The 12,180-nt window shown below is 73.3% G+C and carries 7 protein-coding genes and 1 pseudogene; 4 read left to right on the forward strand and 4 right to left on the reverse strand.

Annotated elements, in window-relative coordinates; all coding sequences use genetic code 11:
* Positions 1-3 precede the first annotated feature (3 nt).
* On the reverse strand, positions 4-1,188 hold the full coding sequence (locus OHA58_RS08880; protein WP_405478048.1) for a PucR family transcriptional regulator: 1,185 nt from the start codon (positions 1,186-1,188) through the stop codon (positions 4-6).
* A gap of 163 nt (positions 1,189-1,351) precedes the next feature.
* Between OHA58_RS08880 and OHA58_RS08885 the strand changes: the two genes are divergently transcribed.
* Both OHA58_RS08885 and OHA58_RS08890 read left to right on the forward strand, forming a co-directional pair.
* Positions 1,352-2,755 carry an alkyl sulfatase dimerization domain-containing protein gene (locus tag OHA58_RS08885; RefSeq protein WP_405478049.1) on the forward strand — a complete coding sequence of 468 codons (1,404 nt, stop codon included), beginning with the start codon at positions 1,352-1,354 and terminating at the stop codon, positions 2,753-2,755.
* A complete protein-coding gene (locus OHA58_RS08890) occupies positions 2,755-4,056 on the forward strand; it encodes an MFS transporter (protein WP_405478051.1) in 1,302 nt (433 codons plus the stop codon). The genes OHA58_RS08885 and OHA58_RS08890 overlap by 1 nt, the downstream gene beginning before the upstream one ends.
* A gap of 101 nt (positions 4,057-4,157) precedes the next feature.
* On the opposite strand, the gene OHA58_RS08895 is transcribed toward OHA58_RS08890, so the two are convergent.
* The 3 genes and pseudogenes from OHA58_RS08895 to OHA58_RS08905 all read right to left on the reverse strand — a co-directional run.
* The gene (locus OHA58_RS08895) at positions 4,158-4,466 is read right to left on the reverse strand and encodes an AzlD domain-containing protein (RefSeq protein ID WP_227297675.1); all 309 of its coding nucleotides are present in this window, start codon (positions 4,464-4,466) and stop codon (positions 4,158-4,160) included.
* A complete protein-coding gene (locus OHA58_RS08900) occupies positions 4,463-5,284 on the reverse strand; it encodes an AzlC family ABC transporter permease (protein WP_405478053.1) in 822 nt (273 codons plus the stop codon). The genes OHA58_RS08895 and OHA58_RS08900 overlap by 4 nt, the downstream gene beginning before the upstream one ends.
* 113 nt (positions 5,285-5,397) lie before the next feature.
* Positions 5,398-6,162: pseudogene (locus OHA58_RS08905) on the reverse strand (AraC family ligand binding domain-containing protein); the annotation flags it as partial.
* A 101-nt stretch (positions 6,163-6,263) separates the two neighbouring features.
* Between OHA58_RS08905 and OHA58_RS08910 the strand changes: the two are divergent.
* Together OHA58_RS08910 and OHA58_RS08915 are read left to right on the forward strand one after the other, a co-directional pair.
* On the forward strand, positions 6,264-11,162 hold the full coding sequence (locus tag OHA58_RS08910; RefSeq protein WP_405478054.1) for an ATP-dependent helicase: 4,899 nt from the start codon (positions 6,264-6,266) through the stop codon (positions 11,160-11,162).
* A 179-nt stretch (positions 11,163-11,341) separates the two neighbouring features.
* Entirely contained in the window at positions 11,342-12,175 is an 834-nt protein-coding gene (locus OHA58_RS08915) for an Fpg/Nei family DNA glycosylase (RefSeq protein ID WP_405478056.1), read from the forward strand.
* Positions 12,176-12,180: the final 5 nt, after the last annotated feature.

Raw genomic sequence — 12,180 nt, forward strand, 5'->3', positions numbered from 1 at the left:
GCCTCAGGTGGCGTCGACCGCGTCCCTCAGTAGAAGCGCGGCGATGGCGAGTGCCGTCCCGCGCGGAGCCGACAGGTCGATGCCCGTCTGCTCGCCGATGCGGGCGAGCCGGTTGTCGACCGTGTTGGGATGCAGGCCGAGCGCGGCGGCTGTCGCCCTGCGGTCCTGTTGGTGGGCGAGATGGGTGCGCAGGGTCTCGAGGAGTTCGGGCCGGCCGGCCACGGGGTCCAGGAGGGCCGCTATCCGGTGGCTCGTCTCGCTGGGACGGGACAGGTGGTACTCCAGGAGCACGTCGTCCAGGCGGTGCAGCCCGGCCGGGATGCCGCACGCGCGCGTGATGCGCAGGATCTCGGTGGCGGTGCGGGCCGCCGCGGTCACCTCCTCGGGGCCGGCCGCCTGCACCGCGGCCACCCGGACCTCGAACCCGCCGGCCTTGGCGAGACGGCCCGCCAGATCGTCCGGGGCCGGGCAGTCCTTGGGCACGATGACCCGACCGCCGTCGCCCTCCAGGAGCGCGAGCACCTCCACTCCGAAGGTGTGGTCCAGGGCGGTCTGCAGCCGACGCAGCCTGCGCCGCACGGCGACCGGTCCCTCGGCGGGATCCGCGTCGAGGCCGAGGGCCAGTACGAGAACGGGCCCTTCGAGGCGGAGCTGGTCCAGGAGGACGTGCCCGGGCGGGACCATCCCGTCGAGCAGGCCGCGTACAAGGGAGCGGACCTGGGCCCGCTGCTCGGCCTCCAGGGCGGACCGCTCGTCGAGATACGTCTCGGCCACGGCGCCCACGATCCCCGGGTGCGACTGCAGCAGTACGTCGACGAGCTCGACCAGCGCGCCTTCCTCTCCGGGGCCCGCGACATCGCGCAAGGCCTGCCACAGGACGTACAGGCCATGCGCGTAGGTGCGCAGGAGGAGGTGCAGCGGCATGCCCTCCTCGGCCCGCTGAGCGGCGCGCTCGCGGAACAGCCGGTTACTGCCGGGCTGTACCAGGTCCGGCTCGCTGACACGTCGCAGGAAGAGCCGTACGCCGTGCCGAGCGGTCGCGGCGACCTCCAAGTCCTTCACGTCATCCGGGAGTTCGGCGTATCCGGGCAGTTCCTCGAACGCCTCGCGAGCCATGCGGCGGGCGAGTTCGTTGACTCTCGGTTCGCAGCGCGCGGCCAGGGAACGGGCTTCGGGCGACAGGGCCACTGTTCCTCCATTCCCCCATGGACTGGACGGGGCACTGCGTTTGTGACGCGTCACATTACCCACGGGCGGGACGTGTGACGCGAGGCGGTGTTCGATCTCACATCGGGGGCCGAAACTCGTGGCCGGTGGCGATCGACCGCACTGCACACGAGGAGCCGAGGACATGACCGGACACAAAGAGCAGGACCACGCCCAGCACTCCGCGTACGGCTCCTACGCCGACTACATCGACCGGGTCTGGCAGGGCACCGAGACGCTGCTGCCTCATCTGGCGGGCACGTACTCCGGGAGTGAACTGGTGCGCCTGCGTGACCGCGTGGGCTTCTTCCCGGCGTTCGCCAACGTGGCCGCCTTCGACACGGGCGACGGCGTGGTCCTTGTCGACTCGGGCGACTTCCGTACGGCGGCCCAACTGCACGAGGCGGTTTCCGGGTTCGGCGGGGGACCGGTGCGCTCCGTGGTGTACACGCACGGTCACGTGGACCACGTCTTCGGAGTGGCCCCCTTCGACCAGGAGGCCGACAAGAGCGGCGGCCCGCGTCCCGAGGTGATCGCCCACGAGGCCGTCCCCGCGCGGTTCGACCGCTACATCAGGACGGCGGGTTACAACTCCTGGATCAATCGCCGGCAGTTCGGAGTGCCCTCCCTGGAGTGGCCCACCACGTACCGCTATCCGGACGTCGTCTACAGGGACCGGCTGACCGTGCGGCGCGGGGAGCTGACGTTCGAGCTCGTGCACGCGCGCGGGGAGACCGACGACCACACCTATGTATGGATCCCCGAACTCAGGACGCTGTGCACGGGCGACCTGTTCATCTGGAACACGCCGAACGCGGGCAACCCCCAGAAGGTGCAGCGCTATCCGGAGGACTGGGCACGCGCCCTGCGCGCCATGCAGGAGCTCGGCGCCGAACTCCTCCTGCCTGGACACGGCGTTCCCGTCGTCGGCTCCCGCCGCGTGCACCAGGCCCTCGACGACACCGCGCGCCTCCTGGAGTCGCTGTGCGAGCAGACCAGGGAGCTGATGAACGCGGGCCACCGCCTCGACGCGGTCATCCACGGGGTGAAGGTCCCCGAGGAGCTGCTGGCGAAGCCGTACCTCCACCCGGCCTACGACGAGCCGGAGTTCGTCGTACGCAACCTGTGGCGCCTGTGGGGCGGCTGGTACGACCAGAACCCCGCGCACCTCAAGCCCGCCCCGGAGGCGGACGTCGCGGCCGAGTTCGCACGCGCCGCGGGTGGAGCGTCCGCGCTGGCGCTCCGCGCCTCCGAGCTGCTCGCCGCCGGGGAGCTGCGCCTCGCCTCGCATCTGGCGGAGACCGCGGCCCTCGCAGCGCCCGCCGACCAGGAGGTGGCACGCGTGCGTGCCGATGTGTTCGCACGGCGCGCCCTTCAGGAGACGTCGACCATGGCGCGGGGTGTCTTCCACTGGGCCGCCGCCGAATCGGCGGCCGTGGCCGCCGGCACGGACGTGCAGACGGAGTTGACGCGCTCCCCGGAGGGACGCAGGCGGGCCGAGGGGGCGATCAGCGTCGGTGTGGTCGACGACGAAGACGGCTGCTGCTGATGAGCCGGGCGTGGCGCACCACGTGGCTGCTGCTCGCCTTCATGCTCGTGAACTTCGCGGACAAGGCCGTGCTCGGGCTCGCGGGCCCGGAGATCCGGGCGGACTTCGGCATCACGCGGCAGGAGTTCGGCACGGCGCAGTCGGCGTTCTTCGCACTGTTCTCGCTGGCCGCGCTCGGCGTCTCGGCCCTCACACGGCGCGTGCGGACGACGACCCTCCTGCTGGTACTGGCGCTGCTGTGGTCGGTGGCGCAACTGCCGATGCTGTGGGGAGCGGCGGGGTTCGGCACTCTACTGGCCACGCGCGTGCTCCTCGGTGCGGCGGAGGGGCCCGCCTCCCCCGTCGCCATGCACCACGTCCACGGCTGGTTCCCGCAGCGTGAGCGGGCCCTGCCCACAGCGGTCCTGCTGGTCGGCGCGGCGGCCGGAGTGGCCGTCGCCTCGCCGGTGCTCACCTGGGTGATCACGCACTGGGGCTGGCGCTGGTCGTTCGGTGTCGTCGGTCTGGCGGGCCTTCTGTGGGCCGTCTGCTGGCGGCTGTGGGGCGCGGACGGGCCGCTGGCCCCGCCGCTCACCAGGAAGCCGTCCGAGGCCACAGAGCGGACGTCCACGACAGACACAGTGCCGTTGCGCGCCATCCTGCTCTCCGGCACGTTCCTGACCGCCGCGTTCGGCTCGTTCGCCGCCTACTGGTCGATGAGCACCATGCTGACGTGGGCACCCGACTACCTGGAGAGCGTCGTCGGCTGGAACCTTCACCAGGCAGGCACGATGGTCGGCCTGGGCGCCCTCGCCAACGGGGCGGTCATCCTCGGCCACGGCCTGATCGCCCAGCGCTCCGCCCGCAAGGGCACACCCCGGCGCCTGCCCCCAGGGTCCGGTGCGGGTCTTCTCGTCACCGTCGCGGGCTGCGCCACCGCCGTGTACGGCACGACGGACTCCCTGGCGGTCAAGGTGCCCATGATGCTCGGCCCCATGGCGCTCGCCATGGTGATGCTGACCGTGGCATCCACGGCCTGTGCCCGCATCGCTCCTCCGGCCCAACGCGGCGTCGTTCTCGGCACCTTGACCTTCGTCTACGCGCTGGGCGGCATCCTGTCGCCCCTCGTGCTCGGCGGCATGGTGGACCGCGCCCGGACGGTGTCGGCCGGCTACGAAGAGGGCTGGCTCCTCACCGCCGGGCTGCTGGTGACAGCGGGGGTCCTGGCGGCGCTCTTCTGCCGCCCGGAGACAACGGCCCGGCGACTCGGCCTACCGGAACCCGAGGCGGGGTCGGTGCCGCAGGTGCCGGTGGCGCACTGAGTGCGGATGGCTGGTGTGCAAGGGGTCCACACGCGCGTGGGGCGCATCCCGCATCCCGGGTGACGCAGGCGGAGGCCGCCGGTCCACGCGCGCGTGCGGGCTCATCCCGTGACGGCGCGCAGCCCGGCCGTGACCACGACGGCCGCCGCGACGACGACCAGGAACGGCGCGCGCAGGATCAGCGCGACCGCCGCCGCGGCCAGCCCGGCCGCCTTTGCGTCGAGAACGAGCGTGGTGCCGTCGGCGAAGGTCTGCTGGGCCGTGAGCGCGGCCAGCAGGGCCACGGGGAGCAGCGCCGCCAGTCGTCGGACGAGTGGCCGTTCCAGGACACCGGCGGGCACGAGGAGGCCGATGAGCTTGACGGCGTAGCAGCCGACTGCGGTCACCGCGACCGCGATCCAGATGTTCATCGGCCTTCTCCCTGTCGGCCGTCGGCCTTCCGCGGGTCCTCTTGTGGGTTCTGTCCGGTCGCTCTCCGTGCCGCCCGGCGCCCCTCTGCGTAGAGCACGGCCGGCGCGGCAAGCGCGGCCACCAGGACCGGCACACCGGCCGGCAGAACAGGCAGCAGCCCGAGGCCGAGGATGACGGCGATACCGGCCACGGCCCGTTCCGTGGATGTACGCAGCATCGGCGCGAGCAGCGCCAGGAAGACCGCGGGTCCGGCCGCGTCGAGCCCCCAGGCGTCGGTGTCCCCGATGGCCTCCGCGCCGAGCGCCCCGAGCAGGGTCGTGAGGTTCCACAGCACGTACAGGGTCAGCCCCGTGACGGTGAAGCCGATACGGGCGCTGCGGCGCGTGGGCTGGGCGAGCGAGACGGCGGTGGTCTCGTCGATGACCCAGTGCGCGGCGAAGGGGCGCACCACGCGCGGGAGCGCGAGCAGCTGGGACAGGCGCAGCCCGTAGAACGAGTTGCGCACGCCGAGGAAGAAGGCGCCCGCAGCGGCGGTGAGCGGGTTGCCGCCGGCCGCGATCGCGCCCACGAGGGCGAACTGCGAGGCCCCGGTGAACACGAGCAGGCTGAGCGCGCAGGTCTGGAGCACGCTGAGGCCACTGCCGGCCGAGGTCACGCCGAAGGCGAACCCGGAGAGTCCGACGGCGACGCCGACCCCGAGCGCGTCCCGGACGACGGCGGAATCGGCCTTCTCAGGCCTTCCGTCGCCGGGCCGCCCTGCTTGCCCGTCCCGTGCTGATCCGGCGCGTATCGCCGCGGATGTTGTCTGTTCTGCCACGCCTGTGACGGTACGAGGGAGCGCGCGGCCGGGTCTTGTACGTTCTTGCGCTCCCGCTGGTAGGCGCCGGGCGGTACGCCGACGATCCGCGTGAAGTGCCGGTTCAGGTGCGGCTGGTCCGTGAAGCCGACCGTCACGGCGGCGTCGGCAGGTGCCGTGCCGCCGTCCAGGAGGCGGCGGGCGGCCCGCACGCGCGCGTCGGTGAGCCAGGTGTGCGGCGGCATCCCGTACGCGTCCCTGAAGGCGCGCAGCAGGGCGAACGGGCTGGTGCCGAGTTCGGTGGCGAGGGCCTCCAGCGACGGCGGCTGTGCCATCCGCTCGGCGAGCACGGCGCGCGCGCGTGCTGCGATCGTGGCGCCGGCGGACCGCATGGGGCGCGCGGTCATAGGCTGCCCGTGATCGCGCAGCAGCCGGGCGACCACGACGCGCAGCAGGCTGTCGGCGGCGAGCGCGTTGCCCTCCTCCGCCGCGCGGTGCACCTCGCGGATGAGGTGGGCCGCGTGCGGGTCGCCGACGATCGGTTCGGCGAACGCGGCCGTCCCGCGGACCGACGTGGTCTCGCCGGCGATCTCCGCTATGACATCGGCCGACGGATAAAGCGTGTGGTACGCCCAGCCGTCGGGCTCCCCGGCCCGCGCGGTGTGCGCCACCTCGGGGTTGATCATGACGACGGTGCCGGGTCCCGCGTGCACCGTGCCGGTCGGCAGTCCCACGTCCTCGATGCCGCTGGTGACCGCGCCGAAGACGTACCCGTCGTGGCTGTGGCGGGGGAAGGTGTGGCGGACGTAGCGCGCCCGCAGCAGGTCGAGGCCCGGCAGCTGTTCGTAGCGCCAGTGCCTGGCCCATTCCTTCGTTCCCGACCCCGCCATGTGTTCCATTCTGCGCCACGAGCGGGCCGCACCGCCCGGCGCCGGGGTCCGGGCGCGGAGCGTTTGCGCAGGTCCGGGCCATTGTCAGTGGGGAGGTGCACGATGGGTGCATGGTCAGGTCCGCACGCAGCCCGCTCGACGGTTTCTCCCCCGCGACCCGCAGTTGGTTCACGGGGGCGTTCTCCGCGCCCACGCCCGCGCAGGCCGGGGCGTGGCAGGCCATCGGCGAGGGCTCGGACGTGCTGGTCGTCGCGCCGACGGGTTCCGGCAAGACCCTGGCCGCGTTCCTGGCCGCCCTGGACCAGCTGGCGTCGACGCCGCGACCGGCCGACCCGAAGAAGCGCTGCCGCGTCCTGTACGTCTCGCCCCTCAAAGCCCTCGCGGTCGACGTGGAGCGCAATCTGCGCAGCCCGCTCACCGGCATCCGGCAGGAGTCGGTGCGCCTGGGACTGCCCGAGCCCGAGGTGAAGGTCGGCATCCGCTCCGGGGACACTCCCCCGGCCGAGCGCCGCGCCCTGTCGACCCGGCCGCCGGACATTCTGATCACGACGCCCGAATCGCTGTTCCTGATGCTCACGTCCGCCGCGCGTGACGCGCTCACGGGCATCGAGACGGTGATTCTCGACGAGGTGCACGCGGTCGCGGGCACCAAGCGCGGCGCCCATCTCGCGCTGTCCCTGGAGCGGCTCGACGAGCTGCTGCCCCGGCCCGCCCGCCGGATCGGCCTGTCCGCGACGGTCCGTCCTGTCGACGAGGTGGCGCGCTATCTGTCGCCGCAGCGCAAGGTGGAGATCGTCCAGCCGCGCTCGGGCAAGGAGTTCGACCTCTCGGTGGTCGTCCCCGTGGAGGACCTGGGCGAGCTCGGCGGCTCGCCCGTCGCCGACTCCGACCAGGCCGCGGAGCGGCCGTCCATCTGGCCGCATGTCGAGGAGCGCATCGCCGACCTGGTCCAGTCGCACCGCTCGACGATCGTCTTCGCCAACTCCCGCCGCCTGGCCGAGCGCCTGTGCAACCGGCTGAACGAGATCGCGTACGAGCGGGCGACGGGCGAGACCCTCCCCGAGGACCACGCACCGGCCGAGCTGATGGGCGGCTCGGGCGCGGCGAACGGAGCGCCGGCGGTCATCGCCCGCGCCCACCACGGATCGGTCTCCAAGGAGCAGCGCGCCCTCGTCGAGGAGGACCTGAAGGCGGGCCGGCTGCCCGCCGTGGTCGCCACGTCCAGCCTCGAGCTGGGCATCGACATGGGCGCGGTGGACCTCGTCGTCCAGGTGGAGTCTCCGCCCTCCGTGGCGTCCGGCCTCCAGCGCGTGGGCCGTGCGGGACACCAGGTGGGCGCGGTCTCCACAGGCGTCGTCTTCCCGAAGTACCGGGGCGACCTCGTCCAGGCGGCCGTGGTCACCGAGCGGATGCGCACAGGCTCCATCGAGTCGCTCCGCATCCCCGCCAACCCCCTGGACGTGCTGGCCCAGCAGCTCGTCGCGATCACGGCGCTCGACACCTGGCAGGTGGACGACCTGCTCGCGCTCGTGCGCCGCGCGGCCCCCTTCGCGTCGCTGCCGGAGTCCGCGTTCACCGGCGTCCTCGACATGCTCGCCGGGCGCTATCCCTCCGACGCGTTCGCCGAGCTGCGTCCACGCGTGGTGTGGGACCGCATCGCCGGCACGATCACCGGACGCCCCGGTGCCCAGCGCCTGGCCGTCACCTCCGGGGGCACGATCCCGGACCGCGGCCTCTTCGGGGTGTTCCTCGCCGGATCCGACCCCAAGAAGGGCGGCGGCCGGGTAGGCGAGCTCGACGAGGAGATGGTCTACGAGTCCCGGGTGGGCGACGTGTTCACCCTCGGTACGAGTTCCTGGCGCATCGAGGACATCACGCGCGACCGCGTACTGGTCTCCCCCGCGCCCGGCGTCCCGGGCCGACTCCCGTTCTGGAAGGGCGACCAGCTCGGCCGGCCGCTCGAACTGGGACGCGCGGTGGGCGCGTTCCTGCGCGAGGTCGGATCCCTGTCCCCGGAGGACGCCCGGCTCCGGCTGCTCACGGCGGGCCTCGACGCATGGGCCGCAGACAATGTGCTGGCCTATTTGTCCGAGCAGCGCGAGGCCTGCGGCCACATCCCGGACGACCGCACCATCGTGGTCGAGCGGTTCCGTGACGAGCTGGGCGACTGGCGGGTCGTCGTGCACTCCCCCTTCGGCGCGCAGGTGCACGCTCCCTGGGCGCTCGCTCTCGGGGCCAGGCTCGGCGAGAAGTACGGCATGGACGCCCAGGTCATGCACGCCGACGACGGCATCGTGCTGCGCCTTCCCGACGCCGATCTCATGAGCCTCGACCTCCTGGACCAGGAGCCCTCCAAGGCCGGTTCGGAGTACGACGCCGACCAGGCCCCCCTAGGGGCCGCCGACGTCGCCTTCGACAAGGGCGACGTCAGCCAGATCGTCACCGACCAGGTCGGCGGCTCGGCCCTGTTCGCCGCCCGCTTCCGCGAGTGCGCGGCCCGCGCCCTGCTGCTGCCCCGGCGCAACCCCGGCAAGCGCACCCCCCTGTGGCAGCAGCGCCAGCGCGCCTCCCAACTCCTCCAGGTGGCCAGCGAGTTCGGCTCGTTCCCGATCGTCCTCGAAGCCGTACGGGAGTGCCTCCAGGACGTCTTCGACGTGCCCGGCCTCGCCGAGCTGATGGGTGACATCGAGTCCCGCAAGGTCCGCCTCGTCGAGGTGACCACCCCGGAGGCCTCCCCGTTCGCCCGCTCCCTCCTGTTCGGCTACGTCGCCCAGTTCCTGTACGAGGGCGACTCCCCGCTCGCCGAGCGGCGTGCCGCGGCTCTGTCGCTGGACTCGCGGCTGCTCGCCGAACTGCTCGGCCAGGCCGAGTTGCGCGAGCTCCTCGACGCGGACGTGCTCGCCGAGCTGGAGCAGGAGCTCCAGTGGCGCACCGACGACCGCCGCGTCAAGGACGTCGAGGGCGTCGCCGACCTGTTGCGCGTCCTCGGGCCGCTCACGGACGCCGAGTTGGCGGAGCGGGGCGCCGAGCCGGGGTGGGCCCGGGAGCTGGCGTCCGCCCGCCGCGCCATCCGGGTCCGTATCGCGGGAGCCGACCACTGGGCGGCGATCGAGGACGCGGGCCGGCTGCGGGACGCGCTCGGCACAGCGCTGCCAGTCGGCGTACCCGAGGCATTCACGGAGCCCGTCAAGGATCCCCTGGGCGACCTTCTCGCCCGGTACGCGCGCACGCACGGCCCGTTCACCTCCGCCGCGGCCGCCACCCGCTTCGGTCTCGGCGCAGCCGTCACGGACGGCGCCCTGCAACGCCTGGCGGCGAACGGGCGGGTAGTGCAAGGCGAGTTTCATCCGGCAGGCATCGGCCAGGAGTGGTGCGACGCGACGGTGCTCCGCCGTCTGCGCCGGCGTTCGCTCGCGGCCCTGCGGCACGAGCTGGAGCCGGTCCCGCCCGCCGCCCTCGCCCAATTCCTGCCCCAGTGGCAGCACTTGGGCGGGCACGGGCTGCGCGGTGTGGACGGTCTGGTGCGTGCGGTCGAGCAGTTGCAGGGCGCGTCCGTACCGGCGTCCGCCCTTGAGAAGCTCGTCCTGCCGTCCCGGGTCTCGGGCTACGCGCCCGCGATGCTCGACGAACTCACGGCGTCGGGCGAGGTCGTGTGGGCGGGCGCGGGTTCCCTGCCCGGCAAGGACGGCTGGGTCTCCCTGTACCTGGCCGACACGGCACCCCTCCTGCTCCCCGCGCCGCACCCCCTGGAGCTCACCGCTCTCCACCAGTCCGTCCTGGACACGCTCTCCGGTGGTTACGGTCTGTTCTTCCGTCAGATCGCCGACCAGGTCCGTGCGACGACGCACCCCGATGCCACCGATCCCCAACTGGCGGACACGCTCTGGGATCTGGCCTGGTCCGGGCGGCTCACGAACGACACGCTGGCCCCGATGCGCTCGCTCCTGGGGTCGGGCCGCACCGCGGGATCCACGGCTCATCGCGCCCGCCGCGCGATCCCGCGCGGGCGCTACGGAGGCCTCACCGCCGCCGCGCGGACCGCCTCCCGATCGGGCCCGCCGACCGTCGCGGGCCGCTGGTCACTGCTGCCCGCAGTCGACCCCGACCCGACAGTGCGCGCCCACGCCCTGGCCCGCACGCTCCTCGACCGGCACGGCGTGGTGACCCGGGGCGCCGTCGCCGCGGAGGGCGTGGAGGGCGGCTTCTCCGCGGTGTACCGCATCCTGTCCGCCTTCGAGGAGAGCGGCCAGGCCCGGCGGGGGTACGTCGTCGAGGGCCTCGGCGCCGCGCAGTTCGCGATGGACGGCGCGGTGGACCGCCTGCGCGCGGCCGCGAACGCCCGCGACCGCGGCGACGCCCCGCCCGACCCCTACGCAGGCCCGCCCGCGAGCCCCACGACCGACCCGTCGGCGGCCTGGGACCCCTCACGGTCCATGGCCGCCGAACCACACGCCGTCCCGGACTTCCCCCCGGACTTTCCTCCGGGCGCCGTCCCGGACTTCCCCCCGGATTTCGCGGAACACGACGCCTGGCCCGCACCCAGCCACCCCGGCTCCGGCCCCGGCCCCGGTCGCCCCCCGCGCCGCCGCAGAGCCGCGTCCAGAGCCGTCGTCCTCGCCGCCGCCGACCCGGCGAACGCCTATGGGGCGGCTCTGCCCTGGCCCGACTCCCCCACCGGCGCCGGACACAAGCCGGGCCGCAAGGCGGGCTCCCTGGTCGTGCTCGTCGACGGCGAGCTGACCCTGTACATGGAGCGCGGCGGCAAGACCCTGCTCGCCTGGCCGGCATCCGAAGGCGACGCCGGCGCGCTCACCGCCGCCGACATGGCCGAGGACTCCCGGCTGCCCGCCGCGGCGGAAGCAGTGGCCGACGCCGCCAAGGCGGGCTCCCTCGGCACGATCACCGTGGAGCGGATCAACGGCTCAGCCGCTCTGACCTCCCCGTTCTCGTCCCTCCTGGAAACCGCCGGCTTCCACGCAACCCCGCGAGGCCTACGCCTGCGCGCGTAGCCCCCCGACCCGTCACCGAACACGCCCGCACCGACCCCCACCAGGTCGCCCCGATCCCGCACCGACCCCCTTCCCACCACCTCACCCTGACCCCACACCGACCCACCCCACCCCGCCCTCCCCGCCATGCCGCCCCACGCCGACCACCCCACCTCAGCGACCCGTGCCACCCTTGACCCATGCCCGAAGGAGACACCGTCCTGCAGACCGCGCAGCGTCTGCACACCGCCCTCGCGGGCCAGGTGCTCATCCGCTCCGACCTGCGCGTCCCCCGCTTCGCCACGGCCGACCTGACCGGCCGCACCGTCCTCGACGTCACTCCGCGCGGCAAGCACCTCCTCACCCGCATCGAGGGCGGCCTCACTCTCCACTCGCACCTCCGCATGGACGGCTCCTGGAAGGTGTACGCACCGGGCGAGCGGTGGACCGGTGGCCCCGGCCACCAGATCCGCGCGGTCCTCGGCAACGCCACCCGCACCGCAGTGGGCTACCGCCTCCCCGTCCTCGAACTCCTGCGCACGGCCGACGAGAACAAGGTGGTCGGCCACCTCGGCCCCGACCTGCTCGGCCCGGACTGGGACGCCGGCACAGCCCTCCGTAACCTCCTCTGCGAGCCGGCCCGCCCCCTCGGCGAGGCGCTCCTCGACCAGCGCAATCTCGCGGGCATCGGCAACGTCTACAAGTCCGAGCTGTGCTTCCTCCTCCAGGTCACCCCATGGCTGCCTGTCGGCGACCTCCCCGACGAAACCGCCGCCCGCCTCCCCGAGCTCGCCAAGAAGCTCCTCGAAGCCAATCGCGACCGACCCGCGCGCGTCACCACCGGCAGCGGCCGCCCCGGCCAGCGGCTCTACGTCTACGGCCGGGCGCCTCGCCCCTGCCTGCGCTGCCGCACCCCGATCCGCGTGGCAGACCAGGGCGACGGCTCCCGCGAACGCCCCACCTACTGGTGCCCCTCCTGCCAACACGGCCCGGCCCCGCGCCCGTACGCCAAGCAGCCCCCGCCCGTCAGATGACACAG

This window comes from Streptomyces sp. NBC_00009 (assembly GCF_045040855.1).
Classification (GTDB): domain Bacteria; phylum Actinomycetota; class Actinomycetes; order Streptomycetales; family Streptomycetaceae; genus Streptomyces; species Streptomyces aureus.

What these genes read in the sequence shown, in the direction of transcription:
- OHA58_RS08885 (WP_405478049.1), top strand. Translation starts at nt 1,352, where the DNA reads ATGACCGGACACAAAGAGCAGGACCACGCCCAGCACTCCGCGTACGGC.
- OHA58_RS08895 (WP_227297675.1), bottom strand. Translation starts at nt 4,466, where the DNA reads ATGAACATCTGGATCGCGGTCGCGGTGACCGCAGTCGGCTGCTACGCC.
- OHA58_RS08915 (WP_405478056.1), top strand. Translation starts at nt 11,342, where the DNA reads ATGCCCGAAGGAGACACCGTCCTGCAGACCGCGCAGCGTCTGCACACC.
- OHA58_RS08910 (WP_405478054.1), top strand. Translation starts at nt 6,264, where the DNA reads ATGGTCAGGTCCGCACGCAGCCCGCTCGACGGTTTCTCCCCCGCGACC.
- OHA58_RS08890 (WP_405478051.1), top strand. Translation starts at nt 2,755, where the DNA reads ATGAGCCGGGCGTGGCGCACCACGTGGCTGCTGCTCGCCTTCATGCTC.